This window comes from Saccharomonospora marina XMU15 (assembly GCF_000244955.1).
Classification (GTDB): Bacteria; Actinomycetota; Actinomycetes; order Mycobacteriales; family Pseudonocardiaceae; genus Saccharomonospora_A; species Saccharomonospora_A marina.
In genome coordinates, this window is record NZ_CM001439.1 from 508,750 (window position 1) to 529,020 (window position 20,271).

General features: G+C 69.6%; 25 protein-coding genes. 13 read left to right on the forward strand and 12 right to left on the reverse strand.

What is annotated here, in order from left to right:
• Positions 1 to 67: 67 nt before the first annotated feature.
• A complete protein-coding gene (locus tag SACMADRAFT_RS02355; RefSeq protein ID WP_009152175.1) occupies positions 68 to 1,270 on the reverse strand; it encodes a pyridoxal phosphate-dependent aminotransferase in 1,203 nt (400 codons plus the stop codon).
• Positions 1,271 to 1,299: 29 nt separating this feature from the next.
• Between SACMADRAFT_RS02355 and SACMADRAFT_RS02360 the strand changes: the two genes are divergently transcribed.
• Entirely contained in the window at positions 1,300 to 2,595 is a 1,296-nt protein-coding gene (locus SACMADRAFT_RS02360; protein ID WP_009152176.1) for a DUF445 domain-containing protein, read from the forward strand.
• Between the two features lie 16 nt (positions 2,596 to 2,611).
• A complete protein-coding gene (locus tag SACMADRAFT_RS02365; RefSeq protein ID WP_009152177.1) occupies positions 2,612 to 3,355 on the forward strand; it encodes a 5-formyltetrahydrofolate cyclo-ligase in 744 nt (247 codons plus the stop codon).
• A 67-nt stretch (positions 3,356 to 3,422) separates the two neighbouring features.
• On the opposite strand, the gene SACMADRAFT_RS02370 is transcribed toward SACMADRAFT_RS02365, so the two are convergent.
• Positions 3,423 to 3,890, reverse strand: coding sequence for a CGNR zinc finger domain-containing protein (locus SACMADRAFT_RS02370; RefSeq protein ID WP_009152178.1), 468 nt, complete (start codon positions 3,888 to 3,890; stop codon positions 3,423 to 3,425).
• An 80-nt stretch (positions 3,891 to 3,970) separates the two neighbouring features.
• Here SACMADRAFT_RS02370 and SACMADRAFT_RS02375 point away from each other — a divergent pair, with 80 nt between their 5' ends.
• The gene (locus SACMADRAFT_RS02375) at positions 3,971 to 4,351 is read left to right on the forward strand and encodes a VOC family protein (protein ID WP_009152179.1); all 381 of its coding nucleotides are present in this window, start codon (positions 3,971 to 3,973) and stop codon (positions 4,349 to 4,351) included.
• A gap of 41 nt (positions 4,352 to 4,392) precedes the next feature.
• Here SACMADRAFT_RS02375 and SACMADRAFT_RS02380 read toward each other — a convergent pair whose 3' ends face one another.
• Both SACMADRAFT_RS02380 and SACMADRAFT_RS02385 read right to left on the reverse strand, forming a co-directional pair.
• Positions 4,393 to 5,577: a mandelate racemase/muconate lactonizing enzyme family protein gene (locus SACMADRAFT_RS02380; RefSeq protein WP_009152180.1), complete on the reverse strand. Its 1,185-nt coding sequence runs from the start codon at positions 5,575 to 5,577 to the stop codon at positions 4,393 to 4,395.
• A 1-nt stretch (position 5,578) separates the two neighbouring features.
• A complete protein-coding gene (locus SACMADRAFT_RS02385; RefSeq protein ID WP_009152181.1) occupies positions 5,579 to 6,724 on the reverse strand; it encodes a M24 family metallopeptidase in 1,146 nt (381 codons plus the stop codon).
• 71 nt (positions 6,725 to 6,795) lie between these two features.
• Between SACMADRAFT_RS02385 and SACMADRAFT_RS02390 the strand changes: the two genes are divergently transcribed.
• From SACMADRAFT_RS02390 to SACMADRAFT_RS02400, 3 genes are read left to right on the forward strand one after another with little or no spacing between them, the layout of a single operon-like run.
• Entirely contained in the window at positions 6,796 to 7,707 is a 912-nt protein-coding gene (locus SACMADRAFT_RS02390; RefSeq protein ID WP_009152182.1) for a LysR family transcriptional regulator, read from the forward strand.
• A 10-nt stretch (positions 7,708 to 7,717) separates the two neighbouring features.
• Positions 7,718 to 8,101, forward strand: coding sequence for a TFIIB-type zinc ribbon-containing protein (locus tag SACMADRAFT_RS02395; protein ID WP_009152183.1), 384 nt, complete (start codon positions 7,718 to 7,720; stop codon positions 8,099 to 8,101).
• A 5-nt stretch (positions 8,102 to 8,106) separates the two neighbouring features.
• Positions 8,107 to 8,736, forward strand: coding sequence for an AAA family ATPase (locus tag SACMADRAFT_RS02400; protein ID WP_040925512.1), 630 nt, complete (start codon positions 8,107 to 8,109; stop codon positions 8,734 to 8,736).
• Between the two features lie 6 nt (positions 8,737 to 8,742).
• On the opposite strand, the gene tgmC is transcribed toward SACMADRAFT_RS02400, so the two are convergent.
• Positions 8,743 to 9,909 carry an ATP-grasp peptide maturase system methyltransferase gene (tgmC, locus tag SACMADRAFT_RS02405; protein WP_009152185.1) on the reverse strand — a complete coding sequence of 389 codons (1,167 nt, stop codon included), beginning with the start codon at positions 9,907 to 9,909 and terminating at the stop codon, positions 8,743 to 8,745.
• A 150-nt stretch (positions 9,910 to 10,059) separates the two neighbouring features.
• On the opposite strand from tgmC, the gene SACMADRAFT_RS02410 reads away from it, so the two are divergent.
• From SACMADRAFT_RS02410 to SACMADRAFT_RS02440, 7 genes are all read left to right on the forward strand, one after another.
• Positions 10,060 to 10,443, forward strand: a complete 384-nt coding sequence (locus tag SACMADRAFT_RS02410) for a helix-turn-helix domain-containing protein (RefSeq protein WP_040926038.1) — start codon at positions 10,060 to 10,062, stop codon at positions 10,441 to 10,443.
• Between the two features lie 5 nt (positions 10,444 to 10,448).
• Complete coding sequence (locus SACMADRAFT_RS02415; RefSeq protein ID WP_009152187.1) at positions 10,449 to 11,147, forward strand: membrane protein; 699 nt, start codon at positions 10,449 to 10,451, stop codon at positions 11,145 to 11,147.
• Positions 11,148 to 11,230: 83 nt separating this feature from the next.
• Positions 11,231 to 11,527, forward strand: coding sequence for a DUF2516 family protein (locus SACMADRAFT_RS02420; protein WP_009152188.1), 297 nt, complete (start codon positions 11,231 to 11,233; stop codon positions 11,525 to 11,527).
• Positions 11,528 to 11,551: 24 nt separating this feature from the next.
• On the forward strand, positions 11,552 to 12,091 hold the full coding sequence (locus tag SACMADRAFT_RS02425; RefSeq protein ID WP_009152189.1) for a YbaK/EbsC family protein: 540 nt from the start codon (positions 11,552 to 11,554) through the stop codon (positions 12,089 to 12,091).
• Between the two features lie 33 nt (positions 12,092 to 12,124).
• The gene (locus SACMADRAFT_RS02430) at positions 12,125 to 12,568 is read left to right on the forward strand and encodes an SRPBCC family protein (protein WP_009152190.1); all 444 of its coding nucleotides are present in this window, start codon (positions 12,125 to 12,127) and stop codon (positions 12,566 to 12,568) included.
• A complete protein-coding gene (locus tag SACMADRAFT_RS02435; protein WP_009152191.1) occupies positions 12,568 to 13,572 on the forward strand; it encodes an NADP-dependent oxidoreductase in 1,005 nt (334 codons plus the stop codon). The genes SACMADRAFT_RS02430 and SACMADRAFT_RS02435 overlap by 1 nt, the downstream gene beginning before the upstream one ends.
• 88 nt (positions 13,573 to 13,660) lie before the next feature.
• Positions 13,661 to 15,088 (forward strand): ATP-binding protein, encoded by a 1,428-nt coding sequence (locus SACMADRAFT_RS02440; protein WP_009152192.1) that lies wholly within the window; start codon positions 13,661 to 13,663, stop codon positions 15,086 to 15,088.
• Between the two features lie 16 nt (positions 15,089 to 15,104).
• Here the strand turns inward: SACMADRAFT_RS02440 and purU are convergent, their stop codons facing one another.
• The 7 genes from purU to SACMADRAFT_RS02475 all read right to left on the reverse strand — a co-directional run bounded on the left by purU (position 15,105) and on the right by SACMADRAFT_RS02475 (position 20,262).
• Positions 15,105 to 15,980, reverse strand: coding sequence for a formyltetrahydrofolate deformylase (gene purU / locus SACMADRAFT_RS02445; protein ID WP_009152193.1), 876 nt, complete (start codon positions 15,978 to 15,980; stop codon positions 15,105 to 15,107).
• A 22-nt stretch (positions 15,981 to 16,002) separates the two neighbouring features.
• Positions 16,003 to 16,659 carry a maleylpyruvate isomerase family mycothiol-dependent enzyme gene (locus SACMADRAFT_RS02450; protein ID WP_232285654.1) on the reverse strand — a complete coding sequence of 219 codons (657 nt, stop codon included), beginning with the start codon at positions 16,657 to 16,659 and terminating at the stop codon, positions 16,003 to 16,005.
• Entirely contained in the window at positions 16,544 to 17,323 is a 780-nt protein-coding gene (locus tag SACMADRAFT_RS02455; protein ID WP_009152195.1) for a DedA family protein, read from the reverse strand. The genes SACMADRAFT_RS02450 and SACMADRAFT_RS02455 overlap by 116 nt, the downstream gene beginning before the upstream one ends.
• Positions 17,308 to 17,988: a lysophospholipid acyltransferase family protein gene (locus SACMADRAFT_RS02460; RefSeq protein ID WP_040926040.1), complete on the reverse strand. Its 681-nt coding sequence runs from the start codon at positions 17,986 to 17,988 to the stop codon at positions 17,308 to 17,310. Before SACMADRAFT_RS02460 ends, SACMADRAFT_RS02455 begins: the two co-directional genes overlap by 16 nt.
• Positions 17,989 to 18,065: 77 nt before the next feature.
• Positions 18,066 to 18,875 carry a GNAT family N-acetyltransferase gene (locus SACMADRAFT_RS02465; protein ID WP_009152197.1) on the reverse strand — a complete coding sequence of 270 codons (810 nt, stop codon included), beginning with the start codon at positions 18,873 to 18,875 and terminating at the stop codon, positions 18,066 to 18,068.
• Positions 18,876 to 18,976: 101 nt separating this feature from the next.
• Positions 18,977 to 19,783, reverse strand: a complete 807-nt coding sequence (locus SACMADRAFT_RS02470; RefSeq protein ID WP_009152198.1) for a hypothetical protein — start codon at positions 19,781 to 19,783, stop codon at positions 18,977 to 18,979.
• A complete protein-coding gene (locus tag SACMADRAFT_RS02475) occupies positions 19,762 to 20,262 on the reverse strand; it encodes a DUF2505 domain-containing protein (RefSeq protein ID WP_009152199.1) in 501 nt (166 codons plus the stop codon). Before SACMADRAFT_RS02475 ends, SACMADRAFT_RS02470 begins: the two co-directional genes overlap by 22 nt.
• Between the last annotated feature and the right edge of the window lie 9 nt (positions 20,263 to 20,271).

Genomic DNA, 20,271 nt, shown 5'->3' on the forward strand with positions numbered 1-20,271 from the left:
TCGCGGCAGGCAGACCGGGCCACGACTACCCCGGAGACTGCTATTTCTAGCATTGCCGCGAAGTGTTTCACCCAGTCGATGGTCGATCCACCCCGGAAGTCGCAATCGAGATCAGTTTGTGCAGCCGGTTGATCGCCTCGTCCAGCACGTCGTCGCGTTTGCAGAACGCGAAGCGCAGCACGTGTCTCCACTGGTCGGGGTTGTCGGTGAAGACACTCACGGGGACCGCGGCGACGCCGATGGTCTCCGGCAGTCGCCACGCGAGTTCGGCGGCGTCGCTGAATCCCAGCGGCCGAACGTCGGCGCAAACGAAGTAGGTTCCCGCGCTCGGCCACACCTCGAACCCGGCAGCCCGCAATCCCTCGGACAGCCGATCACGCTTGTGCTGCAGCGAAAGCCGCAGTCGCTCTACCCAGTCCAGTTCGTGTTCCAGTGCATAGGCGACCGCGGGTTGCAGCGGGCCACCGGAAACGAACGTCAAGAACTGCTTGGCCGCCTTCACCGCCGCGACCAGTTCCGGCGTCGCGCAAACCCAGCCGATCTTCCATCCGGTGCAGTTGAACGACTTGCCCGCACTCGAGATCGACACGGTGCGCGAGGCCATCCCGGGCAGGGTCGCGAGCGGGATGTGTTCGCCGCCGTCGAACACCAGGTGCTCGTACACCTCGTCGGTGATGGCGATGAGGTCGTTGTCGACACACACCCGCGCGATGGCGGCCAACTCGTCGCGGGTGAACACGGTGCCGGTGGGGTTGTGGGGCGAGTTCACCAGGATCGCCCTCGTCCTGGCCGTCACGGCCGCCCGCAACGCCTCGGTGTCCAGCGCGAACCGGCCGCCCTCGGAGATAAGCGGCACGACCCTGCGCTCCGCGCCCGCCATGGCGACCGAGGCCGCGTAGGAGTCGTAGTACGGCTCGATCACGAGCACCTCGTCGCCGGGCTGCGTCAGCGCCAGCAGGCTGGCCGCGATGGCCTCGGTGGCGCCCGCGGTGACCAGGACCTCGCTTTCGGGGTCGTAGTGCGTGCCGTAACGGGCTCTGTGCGCGGCGACGGCGGCGCGCAGTTCCGGACGGCCAGGGCCGGGAGGGTACTGGTTGGCGCCGCCGAACAGCGCTTCGCGCGCAGCGTGAAGCATCCCTGCGGGACCGTCGGTGTCGGGAAAGCCCTGGCCGAGATTGATCGCGTCGGTGCGCACGGCCAGCGCGGTCATCTCCGCGAAGATGGTCGAGGTGAACGGCCGCAGCCGGGGAACGAGTACAGGTTCACGCACGATCGACCATCCTCACGGACAATGTCGGTGTGGAGCAACCGACGTCCGCCGCCGTTCCCGTCTCGCCGCCGGGTGTGCTCGCGGGCGAGCAGAGCAAGCGACGGGGCCTTCGCAGGATGAAGCTGGTCGCGCTGGGCTTCCTGCTGGGCGCGACCGTGATCTTCCTACTCGCGAGTTGGGCGCAGTCGGCGGGCTGGCCCGCGTGGGTGGGCTACGTACGAGCGGCGGCCGAGGCGGGCATGGTTGGCGCGCTCGCCGACTGGTTCGCCGTCACCGCGCTGTTTCGCCACCCGCTCGGCATCAAGATCCCGCACACGGCGATCATCCCCAACAAGAAGAACGTTCTCGGCGACAGTCTGGGCGACTTCGTCGGGTCCAACTTCCTCTCCGAGCCGGTGGTCCGGGACAAGCTGCGCAGGGTGCAGACCTCGCGCCGGGTGGGTGAGTGGCTTTCGCGGCGGGAGAACGCCGACCGTGTGACGGCCGAACTGGCTTCGGTGGTTCGTGGTGCGGTGACCGTGCTGCGTGACGAGGACGTGCAGGAGGTCATGGAGCAGGCCGTCGTGCGCAGGGTGGTGGAACGGCAGTGGGGTCCGCCGCTTGGCAAGCTGCTGGAACAGGTGTTCGCCGACGGTGCGCACTACCGGCTGGTGGATCTCGTCGTGGACCGGGTCTACGAGTGGGTGCGGGACAACCACGACACCGTGCTGAGGGTGGTGTCCGACCGTGCGCCGTCCTGGTCGCCCAGGTTCGTCGACGCGATGCTGGCCGACAAGGTCTACGGCGAGGTACTCGCGTTCGCGTGGGCGGTGAAGACCGACGTCAACCACCCGATGCGGCTGGCGCTGGACCGGTTCCTCGGGGAGTTCGCGCAGGACCTGCAGAAGGATCCCGACACCATGGCCAGGGCCGAGCAGGTCAAGCAGCAACTCGTCGAGCACCCGGAGGTACGCAGGCTGATCGACTCGGCGTGGTCCACGGCCAAGGAGATGTTGCTGACCGCGGCCGAGGACCCCTCGAGCGAGTTGCGCAGGCGCGTGCGCGACGGGTTGGAGTCACTGGGCGAGAAGTTGCTCTCCGACGCCGCTCTGGCGAATAAGGTCGACGGTTGGGTCGAGGGCGCCGCGGCGCACGTGGTGAACAACTACTCGCGGGAGATCACCACCATCATCACCGACACCGTCGAGCGCTGGGACGCCGAGGAGACGTCTCGCAAGGTCGAGTTGCAGGTGGGGCGCGACCTGCAGTTCATTCGGATCAACGGCACCGTCGTCGGCTCGCTGGCAGGGCTGGTGATCTACACGGTTGCCCAGTTGCTGTTCTAGTTCGTTGCCGCGGGTGATGACCGAAGTGCTCGACACGGCGGACACCGAACGCGCCAAGCAGGCGGTGAGGCAACGGGTGTGGGATCGGCTGGAGCGGCAGCGACTGGCCCGCTTCCCGGGAGCCAGGGGACGCATTCCCAACTTCGTCGGCGCGGAGGAAGCGGCGGCGAGGCTGGCCGCGCTCGCGCAGTGGCGGTCGGCTCAGGTGGTGAAGGCGAATCCGGACAGCCCGCAACTGCCGGTGCGCTCGCGGGTGCTGGCGGGCGGCAAGCTGCTCTACCTCGCGGTGCCGAAGCTGGCGGAGGAGCAGCCCTTCGTGCTGCTCGACCCCGCTTCGCTGGACGTCTCGCCACGCAAGGCGGCGGCCAAGGACCGCGCGCTGCGCCTCGGCGAACCGGTGGGGGTGGCCGACATGCGGCGGGTGGATCTCGTGGTGTGCGGCACGGTGGCGGTGAACCGGCAGGGCGTGCGCATCGGCAAGGGCGGCGGCTTCGCCGACATCGAGTACGGGCTGCTGGTGGAGGCTGGGCTCGTCGACGAGAACACGGTGCTCGCGACCACCGTGCACGACGTGCAGGTGCTCGACGAGGAGTTGCCGGAGACCGAGCACGACTTCCGGGTGGACCTGGTGGTCACGCCGGGCGAGGTGATCGAGACGGCGCGGCCGAGGCGAAGCAACGGCATCCTGTGGGACCACCTGCCCGAGGAGAAGATCGCGGCGATTCCCGAACTCGCCAGGAGGCGCTCCCTGCGGTCGTGACTGGGACCACCCAGCTGGGTGAGGTTATCCACAGTCGGCGCGGTTATCCACCGAGTTGTCCACAGGTTCAGGTGGGTCTTGTGGCCGTGCGCTGCCGGAAAGCCCTCGCCTTCTCCCGGTTGCCGCAGACCTTCATCGAGCACCAGGTCCTGGATCGGTTGCGGGAGCGGTCGCAGAAGGCCCACCGGCAGTCGTCGGCAGGGCAGATCTTGATCCGGTCCCACTCGCCGAGCACGGCCAGCCTCGTCGCTGCTGCCAGCACGGCCGCGACGGCACTGCCCGGCACGAGGGCGGGGCCGGCAGTGGTCAGCGCGACCTCGATGTGAACCCGCGTCGGATGCGATTGCGCGTCAGGGTCGCCCACGGCGGCGCGCAACGAGTCGCGGGCCCTGGTCGCCTCGTCGAGCGGGTCGGCGGCGAGTTGGCGTTGCCCCGCCCACTCCTGCCAGTTCCGCTGTGAACGCAGCACGTCGGTGTCGGCCTCGACATCCACGGTGTTGAGGAAGGCGAGCACGAGCGAGGTGTCCGCGTCCACGTGACCAGTCTAGTCGGAATTACCGTTGTCACCTGCCTGTGTAACCGCCATACTCGCTTGGATAGTTACGGGAGGTGGCTGTGACCGCAGCGAAGACATCGATCAAGTGGGGTTGTGTGGCGATCGACTGCCCGCGACCGTGGGAACTGGCCAGGTTCTACGGCGAGCTGCTCGGCTGGCAGCCGCACGAGGACGACAAACCGGACGACGACTGGGTGACCCTGGTCAACCCCGGCTCGGGCGCCGACATCGCGTTCCAGCGAGACCCGGAGTTCCTGCCGCCGACCTGGCCGTCGCCGGAGCGCGCCCAGATGCTGCACCTCGACTTCGAGGTGCCCGACATCGAAGCCGAACACGAGCGGGTGCTCGCGCTGGGGGCAAGGCTGCTGGACGACAAGCCGACGTCGTTTCGCGTGTACGCCGACCCCGCGGGGCACCCGTTCTGCCTCTGCGCCTGCTGATCCGGTGCCGCCCGGGCTCCGCGACCGGGCGGCACCGGCCGTCAGAACTTCGGCAGCGCGGGTGAGCGCAGCACGGGGTCGGGGTCGCCGAAGGAGAACGCGGCCCCCTCGGTGCGGTAGAGCTCCGCGTAGCGGGCGACGCGGTCGGGGTCCAGCGTTACCCCGAGTCCCGGTTCGGCCGGCACGTCGACGTGGCCATCGGTGTAGCCGGCCACCCCGCCGCCGAAGCCTTCGGTGATGTCGTCGGAAAGCAGCGCACCGTAGGCCTGGTTGGCGTAGGTGAAGTTGGGCGTGGCCGCGATGGCGTGCACCGCGGCGGCCAGGGCCACGCCCAGCTCGCCGAGACTGTGCTTCACCACGGGCAGACCGGCGGCCTCGCACATGCCCGCCGAACGCTTCAGGTTGAGCAGCCCGCCGTCCATCTGGTTGTCCACCGACAGCACGTCGGCCGCCCCGGCCTTGAGCACCGCCAGCTGCTCATGGCGGGTCCAGCTCGCCTCGTTGGCCAGCAGCGGCACCTCCACCCGGCTGCGGACGTAGCCGAGCTCGTCGAGGTTGCGACCCGAAACCGGCTGCTCCACCAGTTCGAGGTCGAACCGGGCCAGCTCCCGAATCATCCGTACAGCGGTCCCCGGTGCCCACGCCTCGTTGGCGTCGATGCGCAACCTGGCCGATGGCCCCGCCCCGTCGCGCAGTGCCTCGACCCGCTCGATGTCGGTGTTGGGCTCGTCGGAGCCGACCTTGAGGTAGCACGTCGAGAAGCCGGACTCACTTGCCCGCCTCGCCTCCCGCGCGACCTCGGCCGGATCGGAACGCGCGACGTAGAAGAAGCACTCCACCCGTTCCCTGAACCTGCCGCCGAGCAGGTTGACCAGCGGCTGACCGCAGACCTTGCCCACGATGTCCCAGCACGCCATCTCCACGGCGGCGATCGCAGGGCTTGTGGCCTTCACGTGGTGCCAGGTGCCGATGAGTTCGATCCTGCGCATCAGCCGCTCGATGGCGAACGGGTCCTCGCCCAGTACCAGCGGCTCGACGGAACGCAGCACCGCGAGCACGATGTCGGCGGACGGGTAGGCGGCCGCCTCGCCGAGCCCGGTGACCCCCTCGTCGGTCTCCACCTCAAGCAGCACGCTCACCTGGCCGCGTCGCCTTCCGAAGGCCCATATCTCGTCGTGCACGTACGGCACGGCCACCGGCGTCGCCCTGAGTCGTTCGATCCGCACCTCAGCTCACCACCTTCAGCTCACGCGGTGTGTTGGTGAGTGGCTCGGCACCCCGCTCGGTGACCAGCACGGTGTCCGACACGACGTGCCCCGGCACCCACGACATCAGGTGGAACGTCATGCCTGCCGTCACCGCCACCTGCCCACCCGGACGGATGCCGAGCACCTCGCCGCCGCCCACCCAGCTGGGCGGGAAACCGATCCCTACGAGGTAGCCGCAGTGGTGCCTGGGTGTCGGCACACCCGTTGCCCGCTGCCAGGCGGCGTAGACCTCACCGGTGAGCACGCCCGGCCGCAGCGCGGCGAGCGCCGCGTGCCACCCCGCCAGCGCCACGGCGTGCGCTCTCGCCGCGCTGTCGGGAAGCCGACCGATGTAGACGGTCCTGCTCAACGGCGCGTGGTAGCGAAGGTGGCACCCGGAAAGCTCGACGAACAGCCCGGTGCCGGGCTCCAGCGGCCGCTGCGCCCACGACACGTGTTCCTGGTCGAGCAGCCGCAGCGGGCGGATCATGGGCACGAACCCGGGCTGCTGCCCGCCACCGGAGACCATGGTGTGCTGGACCGCCGCGGCCACGTCGTGCTCGCCGACGCCGGTGCCCGCCGTGGCGATGCCCGCGGCCATCGCGGCGTCGGAGAGGGCGGCGGCGGTGCGCATGTGCTCGACCTCGATGGTCGACTTGACCGCCATGGCCTGGCTGAGCAGCGGTGTCGCGTCCAGCCACTCGCGGTCGGGCAGCGCTTGCCGGATACGGCTGTGGATCGCGGGAGGAAAGAACATCGCCGCGTCCTCGGTGCCGACCCGGCCGTGCGGCGCCGCCGCGGCCGCGATGGCGAGCGCGGCGGCGGTTGCCGGGTCGGTTCCGTCCCCGAACGGCACGTGCTTGCAGTGCGGGACCTGTGCTCGCACCGTGGAGCGCTCCATCTCCCTTGTCACGAGCGCCAGATCGCCTCGAAGCGGCACGACGAGGAGCGTGAAGGCGAAGTAGCCGTGGTGATCGAGGCCGGTCAGGTAATAGACGGCCTCCGGGCTGGCCACGGCGACGGCATCGAGTCGCAGCAGCCGCATCCGCTCCCGCAGCCAGGCCAGCCTTCGGGAGTGTTCCTGGTTCGCCGCGGGCGGGCACGCGGGCAGCAGTTCGGCGGTCACAGCGCCAGGATGTGGCCGCCCAGCCGTAAGAACAAGTGATGATATCTGAGGGTCAGCGTTAGTATTCTCGAATGTTCGAGGTCCGCAGGTTGCGGCTGCTCAGGGAACTCGCGCGGCACGGGACCATCGCGGCGACCGCGCGGGTCTGCTCGCTGACGCCGTCCGCGGTCTCCCAGCAACTCTCGCTGCTCGAGCGGGAGGCCGGAACCGCGTTGCTGCTGCGTGAGGGCCGCACGCTGACGCTCACGGAAGCGGCAAGAGTGCTCGTCGAGCACACCGAGGAGATCCTCGCCGATCTGGAACGCGCGCAGGCCGAGGTAGCGGCACTGACCTCCACCGTGAGTGGGGTGTTGCGCGTGGCGGCGTTTCCCACGGCCGCGCGAGTGCTCGTTCCCGGTGCCATCGCGCAGTGCCGGTCTCGCTATCCCGACCTGCGCATCCGGCTCACCGAGGCGCAGTTGCCGGAAGCGATCACCGCGCTGCAGGGCGGCCACGTGGACCTGGCGCTGGTATACGGCTACAGCCTGCTGCCCCGCGTCAGGGAAGCTGGCGTGGAGATCCACCGGCTGCTCGACGAACCGCTGCTGGCCGCACTGCCCGCCGGGCTGCGGTCGGGGGAGGGGGCACTGGCGCTTGCCGAGTTGGCCGACCAACCGTGGATCGCCGCCGACCGTGACGACGACCTGCACGAGATGCTGCGCAGAGCGTGCGGACTGGCGGGTTTCGTCCCGAGATTGGACTTCACCAGCTCCGACTACACCGTGATCTTCGCCTTGGTAGAGGCCGGGCTCGGAGTGTCGCTGGTGCCTCGCCTCGCCTTCGAGTCGATGTCGGCCGACGTGCGGCTGTGGGAGGTGGCCCAACCCGCGCTCAGCCGCACGGTCGGCGCGGCCATCAGGGCGGGCAGCGGCCGCAACCCGGCGATCGCCGCCATGCTCGCGGCGTTGCACCGGGTGGCCGACGAACTACCGGAAACTGCGTAGGCTGTCCGTCGTGATCTGTCCCAAGTGCCAGAACGTGATGAAGACCGTCAACAAGGCCGGTATCCACATCGAGCAGTGCGAGGGCTGCCGTGGCATCTTCCTCGACCACGGTGAGCTCGAGCAGGTCGTCAACGCGGAGAACGCCTACTACGGTGCCCCCGCCGCGCCGGCGCCGCCGTACCGCCCCGCGGGCGGGCCGCAGCCGCCCGTCCCCCCGCCGCCGCCCATGCATCACGGCGGGTATCGCGACTCACCTGCGCCGTACCGGGGTGGCGGCTACTACAAGGACTCGCCCAAGCCGTATCGCGGCGGCTACGGCGACTCGCCGAAGCCCTACGGACACGGCTACGGGCACCGCCGCAAGCGCAGCTTCCTCGAGAACCTGTTCGACTGACCGCGTTGCTCGATCCGACGATCTGCCCCTCCTGCGGTGACCGGGCCGAGGAACCGACGGTGCGGCAGGAACTACTGGTGTGCGCCGAGTGCGGGCACAGCTGGCCGTTCAAGCGGTTGCCGCTGCTCGCGCTCACCGGGCCCAGCGGGGCAGGCAAGTCGACCGTCGGCCCCTGGCTGGCGCAGCGGCTGAGCGACCGGGTCGTCGTGCTGGAACAGGACGTGCTGTGGACCGGCGGCCTGCGCGACGACGTGGACGGCCATCCCACTTTCCGCGCCACCTGGCTGCGGATGGCGGCGATGATCCACCAGAGCGGCAGGCCGGTGGTGCTGTGCGGGACGGTGGTGCCGCCGGAGTTCGAGCCGCTGCCGGAGCGGGTGCTGTTCTCCGGTATCCACTACCTGGCGCTGGCGGCGGAACCGGGCGTGCTCGCGCGGCGGCTGCGGGCGCGACCCCGCTGGCGCGGCTGGGACGAGGAGCGCATCGCCGAGATGCTGCGGTTCAACGACTGGCTGCGCGAGCAGGCCGCCGTGCTCTGCCCGCCGGTGGAACTGCTCGACACCACTCACGCCGCGCTGGAGGTGACGGTGGAGCGGGTGGAGGCCTGGGTGGAGCGGGTGCTCGCGAAGGACTGAGCGTGCTCACTCGCCCAGCGGCCAGCGGTGCTCGCCGAGGGAGAAGAACTGCCGCTGCGGCGTCACCGTGACGGCGAAGTCGTGCCGTGCGGGCTCGCCGAGTGCCAGCCACCGCTGGTAGGCGCGCTCGACGAGGTCCCAGAGGCGCCGCTGCCCACCCTGTTCGACGACACGCTCGTCCCCGGCCGTCCGGTAGCCCGCCCAGGAGCCGTCTGGGTGCACCAGATAGGTGGTGTCGGTGGATTCCGTGCTGCCGGTGGTTTCGCCGTCCTTGCCGGTCGTCACCAGCAGTCCGGGAATCTCCAGGCTGACGAAGAACTCGAACGGGCTCGCCGGGTCGAGTACGGCGCGCAGCGACAGCTGAGTGGTCCGGCGCGTGGAGGCTTCACCGGCGCGAGCCAGTAGCGCGGCCGCTTCCGCTCCCCGGTGCGAGCGCATCGGCATGAACCTGCCGTCCTGCGCGAGCACCGTGCCATGACCGTGAGGGCCTTCGTCAGCGGTGAGCAGTACGAGACCCGCGCCGATCGGCCGGTTCAACGTCGTCAGCACCAGCCCGCCCGCGACGGTCTGTTCCAGCCAGGCGGTGGGGATGTGCGAGACCGAGCAGGTGGCCAGTACCCGGTCGTACGGCGCGCCCTCGGGGTGGCCTCGCTCCCCGTCGCCGAGTACGCAGTCGGGCTGGTAGCCGATGGCGGCGAGTGCCGCGCGCGCCGAGAGCGACAACCCGGAGTCGACATCCACAGTGGACACCAGTTCCGCGCCGAGCCGGTGGCAGAGCAATCCCGCGTTGTAGCCGGTGCCCGTGCCGATCTCCAGCACGCGCTGCCCTTCGCCGACCCGCAGTTCCTCCAGCATCACCGCCATGATCGTCGGCATGCTCGACGAGCAGGTCGGCGTGCCACGCACCGGCCCTTCCCTTCTCGCCAGCGACCACTTGCCCTCGTCGCCGTCGAGTTGGGTGACGAGCACGCTGTCGGAGTAGACGGTGGCCAGCCAGCCTGGGTCCCCCGAGGCGAGGGCGGCCCAGCCTTCGCCTCGGGGCAGGAAGAAGCGCGGCACGAACACGTGCCGTGGTACCTGGCGGAACGCCTCGATCCAGTGAGGGTCGGTCAGCACACCGGCACGGCGCAGCGCCTCCACCATGCGCCTGCGTTGCCGAGCCGCGGAGCCCATCAGCCAACCCTAGTGCCGGCGCCACCCAAAGGTGCAAGCTGAGTGCTTGCAGTAGTTAGCACTGCGGCGTACCGTGAAAAGCACGGGAGGAGGTGTGAGGAGTTGACGCAAACACCGGCCCCGGAGGGCAACGGCGCCTCCACCACTGCGATGGACAAGGTGGCCGACATCGGCCGCGACATCGGGGAGTACATCCGCCTGCAGCGCAACAACGCCAAGATCTCCCTGCGGCAGCTGTCGAAGCTGGCCGGCGTGTCGAACCCCTATCTCAGCCAGATCGAGCGAGGGGTGCGCAAACCCAGCGCGGAGATCCTGCAACAGATCGCCAAGGGATTGCGCATCTCCGCGGAGGCGCTCTACGTGCAGGCAGGGCTGCTCGACCTGCCATCGGGTGGACCGGTGGCCGACGCGATCCGCGCCGACACCGAGCTTTCCGAGCGCCAGAAGCAGGTGCTGCTCGACGTCTACGAATCCTTCCGTCGCGAGAACCGGGCAGCGCGCACATCCGACACCGACACCCAACCCGAGGAGTGATCCCGATGGCGACCACGAAGCCCGAGGACGTCCGAAAGGCCGTCAACACCGCATTCGAACAGATCAAGACATCGATGCTCGCCGCGCTCGGCGCAGGCAACCTGGCCGGTCAGGCCGTCGCCGACGCCGTGGCGAAGGCCAGGGCGCGCGTGAACGAGAGCAGCGAGGCCGCGCGCAAGAACATCGAGGAGCTGCCCTCTGACGTCGAGGGCCTTCGCGAGCGCCTCGATCCGACCGAGCTGCGCAAACTGCTCGACGAGTACACCGACGCCGCGCTGAAGCTCTACCACAAGCTCGCCGAGTCCGGTGAGCAGACCTGGGACCGGTTCGTATCGCAGCCGCAGGTCAAGCGCAGCATCGAGCAGTTGGAAGAGGCGCTGCAGGCGGCGCAGGAGCGGGTCGACGAGGTCGCCTCCGATGCCCGCGAGCGCATGGACGAGGTGGTCTCCATGGTGGCGGGGCGCACCAGGCAGGCAGGTGAGCGAGCGGGCACGGTGGCCGAGGACGTCACCGACAAGGTCGCCGACCGGATAGTCGAACAGGCACCGGCAGCCGAGGCGCCCGCCGAGCCTGCGAAGCCGCCGCAGAAGTCGACGCAGCAGCGCAAGCCCGCGAAGACCCAGGCCAAGACCACGAAACCCGCTGCCCGCACCACCTCCACCACGAGGAAGCAACAGGGCGGCTCGCGCAAGAGCGGCGAGTGAGCTCAAGACGGCTCGACAGCCCCGGCGCCGTGACCCGGTGCCGGGGCCACCGCTGCCGTGGTCGGCTGACGTAGGGTGGACGGGTGCCGTTCCTCGCGCAATGGATTGTCTGGGTCATCGACTGGGCCGGTACGCTCGTCGGCCTGGTCGCGTTCGCGCACGCCGTCATGCAGAGATCGGACGCCTATACCGCCGCCGACCGAATGACCAAGCCGGTGTGGCTGGCCATCACCGGCGGGGCGACGGCCGCCATGCTGCTGTTCAGTTTCTTCGGCATCGGGATGATCTTCTGGCTGGCGGGTATCGTCGCCGCCTTGGTCTACATCGTCGATGTTCGCCCGAAGCTCATCGAGGTGCAGCGCGGTGGCCAGAGCTGGTGATCCCGCCGTGAGTACGGTAGCGCTGTGAGTACGTGGAGCATCGCAGGAACCCTCACGCCGATCCCGGCGACCGAGCACACCGAACTGGTGGCCGAGCCCGTCGCCAAGGTGCTGGCCACACTCGGTGAGCCGGTCGGTCTCGTGGAGATCGACCCGGAACTCGCCGACACCGCGCAGTTCTGCGCCACCTACTCCTCCCCGCTGTCGGCGTCGGCCAACTGCGTCGTGGTCGCGGGCAAGCGCGCGGGGCAAACCCGCTACGCCGCGGCACTCGTGCTGGCCACCACCCGCGCCGACGTGAACAACGTCATCAGGCGCAGGCTCGACGTCCGAAAGGCGTCGTTCGCGCCGATGGCGGAGGCGGTGGAACTCACCGGCATGGAGTACGGCGGGATCACCCCGATCGGGCTGCCCGAAGAGTGGCCGATCCTGGTCGACAAGGCGGTCGCCGACTCGCCGGAGTTGGTGATCGGCAGCGGTTTGCGTAAGAGCAAGCTCCTCGTCACCGGCGCTGCACTGGCAGCGCTTCCGGGTGCAGAGGTGATCGAGGGACTGGCAAGGTAACCGGCGAAGCAGGCGAGAGGAGCCCAACAACCCATGGGTACGGTGACTGCCACCGCCGAGCGGACGATCGACGCGCCCGCCGACCGGGTGCGCGAGTTGGTCCGCGACTACAGCGAGACGAGGCCGAAGATCCTCACCGAGCACTACCGCGACTACCGGCTCGTCGAGGGCGGTTCGGGAGCGGGCACGGTCGCGCACTGGAAGCTGCAGGCGACGTCCAAGCGGGTTCGGGATGTCGCGGCCACGATCAGCGAGCCGCAGCCGGGCACCGTCGTGGAAACCGACGCCAACTCCAGCATGGTCACCACCTGGACCGTGCGGGAAAGCGACGGTCGCAGTGTGGTGCGCATCGAGACGTCCTGGCAGGGCGCGGGCGGTATCGGCGGCTTCTTCGAGAAGACCTTCGCCCCATCGGGGCTGCGCCGCATCTACGACGGCGTGCTGGCCAACCTCGAGCAGCGGTCGCGGCAGTCGTGATGGGGGCGACCGAGGTCAGGCTCGCTTCGCGGCCACACGGTATGCCGACCGAAACCAACTTCGACGTCGTGGACACCGAAGTGCCAAGCCCCGGCCCCGGCGAGGTGCTGGTCCGCAACACGTGGTTGTCGGTCGATCCGTACATGCGGGGCCGGATGAGCTCGGCGAAGTCCTATGCCGAGCCCTACGAGGTCGGCAAGGTCATGCACGGCGGCGCGATCGGCGAGGTGGTGGAGTCGCACTTCGACGGGCTCGCCCCCGGCGATGTCGTGCTGCACGGCCTTGGCTGGCGCACGCACGCCGTCGTCGCGGGCAAGCACGCGGCCAAGGTCGATCCCGACGCCGCGCCCGTTACCGCCTATCTCGGCGTGCTGGGACTCACCGGCCTCACCGCCTACGCCGGACTGTTCGACGTCGCCGGGTTGAAGGAGGGCGACACGGTTTTCGTCTCCGCGGCGGCGGGGGCGGTGGGCTCCGTCGCGGGCCAGCTCGCGAAGCGCAACGGCGCCGCCCGCGTCATCGGCAGCGCGGGTTCGGCGGAGAAGGTTCGCTGGCTGACCGAGGAGCTGGGGTTCGACGCCGCCTTCAACTACCGGGACGCGCCGGTGACCGAACAGCTCGCGGCCGCCGCGCCCGACGGTGTCGACGTGTACTTCGACAACGTCGGCGGTGACCATCTCGAAGCGGCTATCGACTCGCTGAACCTGCACGGGCGTATCGCGGTGTGCGGCATGATCTCGGCATACAACGCGACGCAACCGCCTGCCGCTCCGCGCAACCTGGCGCAGATCATCGCCAAGCGGTTCACCATGCGCGGGTTCCTCGTCGGCGATCACTATCATCTGCGGTCGCGGTTTCTGGCCGAGGTCGCGCCCATGGTCGCCGACGGAAGGTTGCGCTACTCCGAGACCGTCGTGGCCGGTATCCGCAACGCGCCGAGGGCGTTTCTGGACCTGCTCGAAGGAGCCAACACCGGAAAGATGCTGGTCCGCCTGCAGGAATGAGGCAACGGTCGCTGACCGTGCCAGGTAGCGACACAGAGTTACTAACATCGATGATACTATCATTCATGAAAGTATCATTGGAGTTAGTATGTCACGCTTCATCGGACGCGGGCGGGAGCTCGCACTGCTGGGCCGGATGTTGGACCGGGTACGCGCAGGCGGCAGAGCCGGTCGCCCCGGCAGGGCCGTCCTCATCCGCGGTCGTCGGCGGGTCGGCAAGTCCCGGCTCGTCGAGGAGTTCGTCGAGCACGCGGGTGTTCCGCATCTGTTCTACACCGCATCGGCGCAACCGAGCGCAGCGGCGGACCTGGAACTCTTCGCCGAGGCGGCGGTGGCTTCGGGCCTGCCGGACGCCGACCTGTTCCGTGACCAAACCCCGAAGTCGTGGGACGCGGCCCTGCGGCTGTTGGCGAGCGCTGTGCCGCACGACGAACCCAGCATCATCGTGTTCGACGAACTGCCTTACCTGCTGCGCAACGACCCCGGATTCGAGGGCACGCTGCAAAAGGCGTTCGATCGTGAGTTGTCGCGGCGACCCGTGCTCCTGCTCGGTATCGGTTCGGACCTGGCGATGATGGAAGCGCTCAACGATTACGGCAGGCCGTTTCACCAGCGAGCCTCGGAACTCGTCGTGCCATCGCTCAGCCCTGCCGACGTCGCCGACATGTTGGGCCTGGAGACGTCCGCGGACGCCTTCGACGCGTACCTCGTTTCCGGTGGGTTGCCGCTGATCCTCGACGAATGGCCTGCGGGCGCGCCGGTGATGCGGTACCTGGCCGAAGCGCTTTCCGACCCGACATCGGCATTGCTGGTGAGCGCGGAGCGGGCGCTCGCGGCCGAGTTTCCGACGGAGGCGCAAGCTCGGCACGTGCTGATGGCCATCGGTTCCGGGGAGCGGACGTTCTCGCTCATCGGACAGGCTGCCGGTGGGATACCGCACGCCTCCCTGAACCGTTCCCTGCGGCTGCTCACGGCCAAGCGAATCGTCGAAGCCAAGTTGCCGCTCTCGGCACGCTCGTCGAAGGAAACGCGATACTGCGTAGCGGACCCATATCTGCGGTTCTGGTTGGCCTTCGTCGGACCGCATCTGCCCGAGATCGAGCGTGGCAGGGGTGACCTCGTACTCGACCGGGTCCGGCGATCGTGGACGACATGGCGCGGCGGCGCCGTGGAGCCGGTCGTGCGCGAAGCGCTTCGCCGCCTTCCACCCGAAATGCTTCCGGAAGGCACCGCGGTCGTCGGCTCTTACTGGACACGGACGAACGATCCGGAGATCGATATCGTCGGCGCGGACCGAGAACCCGTCGCCAAGCGGATTACTTTCGTGGGCTCGATCAAGTGGCTGGAGCGGCGTCCCTTCGACGAACACGATTTCTCGCGGCTCGTGCTCCATCGCTCGCTGCTACCCGGCGCCGACGAGCGCACCGCGCTGCTGGCCGTGAGCCGTAGCGGTGCCACCGCCGAAGGCGTGCGCACTCTCACAGCGGACGACCTGCTCGCCGCGTGGCCGCGTTGATCGTTTCGCTCGGCCCTCAGAACACGACGGTGCGGTCCCCGTGCACCAGCACCCGCCCCTCCAGGTGCCAGCGCAATCCGCGGGCCAGTGTCACCTTCTCGATGTCGCGGCCCTTGCGCACCATGTCGGTCACCGAGTCGGTGTGATCGACGCGGATCACGTCCTGCTCGATGATCGGTCCCGCGTCCAGGTCGGCGGTCACGTAGTGGCAGGTCGCGCCCACCAGCTTCACCCCACGCGTGTGGGCCTGGTGATACGGCCGGGCGCCGACGAACGACGGCAGGAAGCTGTGATGGATGTTGATCGCCCTGCCTGCCCACGCCTGGCACAACGCGGGCGGCAGGATTCGCATGAACCTGGCCAGCACCACCGCGTGCGGATCGTGCTCGTCCACCAGCTCGGCGATGCGGTCGAACGCGGCCGCCTCGCCCGCCGAGTCATTCGCGTCAGCGGGGAACGGCACGTGATGAAACGGGATTCCGTGGGCCCTGGTGATGTCGGCGAGCACGTCGTGGTTGCCGATCACCGCCCTGATGTCGGCATCCAGCTCACCGGAGGCCACCCTGCCGAGCAGGTCGTAAAGGCAGTGCCCCTCCTTGGACACCAGCAGCACGACCCGGTGACGCTCCCCGGTGTCGTCGATCCGCCAGTCGGACTCCGCGCCGAGCGAGCGCGCCACCCCCGCGAACCGGGCGCGCAGTTCGTCGACGTCGAACGGCAGCGAGTCGGCTCGCACCACCTGGCGGGTGAAGAACCATCCGGTGTCAGGGTCGGTGTGGTAGGCGGCCTCGACGATCCAGCCGCCCGCCTCAGCGAGGAACGACGCGATGCGGGCGATGATGCCGGTGCGGTCGGGGCAGCCGAAGGTGATGACGTACTCGCGCTCGTGCACAACCCGATTGTCGTACCCGGTGTCACGGCGCTGCCAGCGGCTCCAGCAGCGCCACCTCCCCGGTGATCTTCGCCTCGCTCGGCCTGCGCCACACCGCCCGGTAAACCGCATCGGCGCTGCCCTCGATGGTCACGTCCGGCTCGAACGGTTCCTCGGCCAGCTGCGGTGCCGAACCCGGCGCGAGCCGCACCGACCACAGCCTGCCCGCGTCCTCCGCGTGCACCAGCACCGTGCCGTCGGCGCTGAACTCGCTCCAGCCGCTGCGCCGGTGTACCAGCAACATGAGCAACTCGTCGATGCCGTCGGCGGCGAACGCCGGGTCGAACGTCACGGTTTCGACGCCAAGCGCCAGTTCGGCGTCGACGCGGTGAATGGCGGCCTCGTGGGCCTGCCGCCGGGCCCAGGACGCGACCACCGGAGGGTACGACGAGAACGGCAGCCTCGTCGGCGCGCCAGGGCCTCGGTCGAACACCGCGCGCAGCGCGGCCCGCTGCTGTTCCCACCATTCGAGCAACCGCTCCCACTCCCGAGGTGCCTCGCCCGCGCGCACGCGGGAGGAGTCCTCAGGGTGTTCGGTGGCCGCGACAACCCACGACTGGACCCTCGCGACGTGCCGAACGAGCTTGTGCACAGTCCAGTTCGGACACGTGGGTACCTGAGCCCGCGGACCGGCCGCGATCGCCGCGTCCCGCAGCGCGTCGCAGTGGTTCTCGACGGCCCGTCGGAAGGTCCCGTAGTCCACGGCGAGAGACTATCCTTCGGCCCACCTCCACGCAGCCGAGCACCAGCAGGCCGAGTCCGAACGCGACGAGCAGGCCCTTGGCGGGATCGTCGGAGAAGCCTGCCGCGCCCGCGTAGCCCACCGCGACGGCGTACACGGCCCAGATCGTCACGCCCACCGCGTCGAGCGCGGCGAAGCGGGCCAGCGGGAAGCGCAGGCTGCCGGTGGCCAGTGCGGAAGCCACCCTGCCACCCGGCACGTAGCGGCCCGCCACGACGAGCAGCGTCGCGTGCCGATGCACCTTTCGGCGTGCCCACTCGTAGGTGCGCCTGCCCTTCTCGTTGCGGTGCAACCTGCGCAGCGTGCGCGGGCCCGCCAGCCTGCCGACACAGTGGCCCAGCAGGTCGCCCGCGAGGGCGCCGCAGGCCGCCACGGCGGTCAGCGCGGCCAATGCGGGCAAGTCCGGACCGAGCAGCACCGCCACCGCCATCACCGAACTCTCGCTCGGCATGAACGGCAGCAACGCGTCCAGTCCCGCCACGGCGAAAATGAGCAACCACAGCCACGGCGAGTCGAGCGCGCCGCGCAACAGCGCCGCGAAGTCGTTCAGTAGCTCGAGCATGCGGGCTCCGCCGCGAGTACGGCGTCGCGGGCTCGTGCGGCGAGCCCCGCACGGTCGCCCTCGGGTTCGAGCAACCCGTGGGCGCGTACCCGCAGCCGTAGCGCCCGCGCCCCGCAGACGCGGCGCAGTGAGCGGGCGAGCGAGTCCTCGCCGACGAAGGCCGCCACCGTGCTCGGCTCGCCGTCTTGCAGGTACTCCAGCGTGACAGGACGTACCGGCGCGCCCGCGTCCAGCGCGGCCTGGAACACCGCGTGCCGAAACCGCCCGCCCGGCGCCGAACACCAGGTGGTGGCCTCGGGAAACACGGCGACGGTGTGGCCCTGCCGCAGCCGCGCCGCGATCGTGGCCACCAGCCCTGGCAGCGTGCGCAGCGCCCACCTGTCGACGAACAGCGTGCCGCTGTCGCGCGCCAGCCTGCCCAGCCACGGCCAGTTCGACACCTCCCGCTTGGCGAGCATGCTCACCGGTTCCACCGCGAGCAGGCCCACGATGTCGAGCCAGGAGACGTGGTTGGCGACCACCAGCGTGCCGCGCCCGTCGGCGGCGCTGAGCCGATCGGTGTCGCTTTCGAGGGTCACCTCGAGGGCACGGAGCACGCGATGGGCCCGGACGTCGAGTGTGCCGCGTGCGGTGAGGCAGGACCCCAGCGCGACGCACCGTTTCATGGCTTCCATGGTGCTGACCGGAGGTCTCCGGTGGGTGACGCAGGCAGGAGTGCAAGGTGAACTCGCGCGGTAGGAGTTCACCGGGCCTGCCCGAGGAAGCGCCGCAGGTAACGGTCGTCCATGCGGTCGAGCGGCAGCAGCACGAAGAAGTCGGCGACTCCGAAGTCCGGGTCGTGAGCGGGTGGCCCGCAGACCCATGCGCCGAGCCGCAGGTATCCCCGCAGCAGGGGCGGTACCCGCGCGTAGCTCGGCCGCTCACCGGTCGTGGGCGAGGGGTCGCACGGCAGGTGCGGCTGGACCCGCAGGTGCGCCGGTGACAGGTGGCGTCGCCGTACGAGCTGCCAGGTGTCCGCACAGGCCCGCCCGCCGTCGGCGAGCGGCACCGAGGCGCAGCCCGCGAGGTGGCGCGCGCCGGAGAGCAACGCGTAGCGGGTCAGCGCACCCCACATCAGGTTGATGACCTGCCCGCCGCGGTGGTCGGGGTGCACGCAGGAGCGGCCCGCCTCGATCAGCGATCCGCGCAGCGGGCGCAACGCCGTGAGGTCGAACTCGCCGCTTGAGTAGAGCCGGTCGCCGCGACCGGGCGGTAGCAGCCGGTAGGTGCCCACCACCGTGTCCGCGTGCTCGACGATCAGGTGGTCGCAGCGGTCGTCGAACTCGTCGCGGTCGAGTTCGCCGGGTAGCGCGGCGTTGAACTCGTCGACGAAGACGGCACGGCGCAACCGCTGCGCCGCCTCGATCTGGGCAGGGGTGTGCGCGATCGAAACCGTGTACTCGCGCGTGGGTACCGTGGCCGGTGAGGGCATGGCGACTCTCTTTCCGTTTCGCAGTGAGGAGCCGGTGTCTTCGGCGGGGTCGTCGGGTGGCGGCCCGATGACCCCGCTCACCGCAGACTCGCAGGCACGAGCGGTGTCGACCACGGGCTGACAGCGATCTCAGGGACAAGTCAGGGCACCCCTTACCGGCGGGCCCGACCCCGTTACTGCGGCTACCTGCCCCACCGGGACGGGGCGACGGCATCCCATGCCACGGTCAGCTCGCCGAGCCGCCAACGGGTGTCGCGGCCCAGCAGCGGCCAACCACGCCGGGCGAGTAGCCGTACCGCCTCGACCCACCGCACCCTGCGGCCGAACGGCGCGAACGGCACCGCGGCGGCCCAGCACTCGTCGAGCTCGGCGAGGAAGTCGTGAACGGCCTCGCCCTGCACGTTGCGGTGGATCAGTGCCTTCGGCAATCGTTGCGCCACGGTGGACGGACGGTCGATGCTGCCGAGGCGGCAGGAAAGGGTGAGGCTGATCGGGCCGGCGTGGTTCAGCGTGACCCACGAGCACAGCCTGCCGATCTCGTCGCTGGTGCCCTCCACCAGCAGACCTCCCGGCGCGATGCGGCCGAGCATCGCCTCCCACGAGGGCACGACATCGCGCTCGGCGTACTGTCGCAGCACGTTGAACGCTCGCACCAGCACCGGGCGGGTGCCCGCCAACTCGAAGCCACCCCTGCGAAAGTCCAGCCGAGGCGGGTCGGCCACCGCGGCGGCGGCCGCGACGCGGTCGGCGTCCAGTTCGAGCCCGAGCACCCGAACCCGGGGCTGCTGCTGTGCCAGCCGCCTCGCCAACTCGACGGTGGTCACCGGTGACGCCCCGTACCCGAGATCGACCACCAGTGGTTCGGCCGCGCGGGACAGCGCCCTGCCCACCGCTGCATCGGCGAGCAGCCAGCGGTCGACCCTGCGTAGCCGGTTCGGGTTGGTGGTTCCTCGGGTGGGGGTGCCGATCAGCCTCGGCCCGCGAGCCACCGCGACGTGAACTTCGCCTCGTGCTCGAGCAGTTCCGTCACCTGGTCGGCGACGAAGCTTTCGAGCTTGCCTCCCACGAGCGGGATGCGGACCTTGACCTCACCTCTGGTCTGTAGCACGCTACCCGCCGCCTCGTCGTAGAGTTCGGTGCGGGCGGTGATGTGCCCCGGCATAACGCTGACATGCACGTTCACCGTGCCGACGTAGCGGCCTTCCTGCTGCCACCAGGTGTGCTCGCGCTGCACCTCGAGGTCACCGGAGTGCATCTTTCGCACCAGGTGCGGTAGCTGCTCGGCCGGGATGCCCTGCACCAGCGTGTACCGGACACCGTCGGCCGTGGCGGTGTGGTCGCGCAGCGTCGAATCCTTGCCGCCGATCTCGTCCAGCCGGGCCCGCAGCGCCTGCTGTTGTGTCTGGGCGGCATACACGTCGGCGGCACTGTGCGCGAACGTCGCACGGTGCTCGATACGGGTCGCCATGCGCAGGAC

Coding starts and splice junctions, on each gene's coding strand:
- SACMADRAFT_RS02365 (WP_009152177.1), top strand. CDS start 2,612: ATGACCGAAGTGCTCGACACGGCGGACACCGAACGCGCCAAGCAGGCG.
- SACMADRAFT_RS02455 (WP_009152195.1), bottom strand. CDS start 17,323: ATGCTCGAGCTACTGAACGACTTCGCGGCGCTGTTGCGCGGCGCGCTC.
- SACMADRAFT_RS02440 (WP_009152192.1), top strand. CDS start 13,661: ATGTCACGCTTCATCGGACGCGGGCGGGAGCTCGCACTGCTGGGCCGG.
- SACMADRAFT_RS02475 (WP_009152199.1), bottom strand. CDS start 20,262: ATGGCGACCCGTATCGAGCACCGTGCGACGTTCGCGCACAGTGCCGCC.
- SACMADRAFT_RS02430 (WP_009152190.1), top strand. CDS start 12,125: ATGGGTACGGTGACTGCCACCGCCGAGCGGACGATCGACGCGCCCGCC.
- tgmC (WP_009152185.1), bottom strand. CDS start 9,909: ATGGGCTCCGCGGCTCGGCAACGCAGGCGCATGGTGGAGGCGCTGCGC.
- SACMADRAFT_RS02415 (WP_009152187.1), top strand. CDS start 10,449: ATGGCGACCACGAAGCCCGAGGACGTCCGAAAGGCCGTCAACACCGCA.
- SACMADRAFT_RS02435 (WP_009152191.1), top strand. CDS start 12,568: ATGGGGGCGACCGAGGTCAGGCTCGCTTCGCGGCCACACGGTATGCCG.
- SACMADRAFT_RS02410 (WP_040926038.1), top strand. CDS start 10,060: ATGGACAAGGTGGCCGACATCGGCCGCGACATCGGGGAGTACATCCGC.
- SACMADRAFT_RS02390 (WP_009152182.1), top strand. CDS start 6,796: ATGTTCGAGGTCCGCAGGTTGCGGCTGCTCAGGGAACTCGCGCGGCAC.
- SACMADRAFT_RS02460 (WP_040926040.1), bottom strand. CDS start 17,988: ATGAAACGGTGCGTCGCGCTGGGGTCCTGCCTCACCGCACGCGGCACA.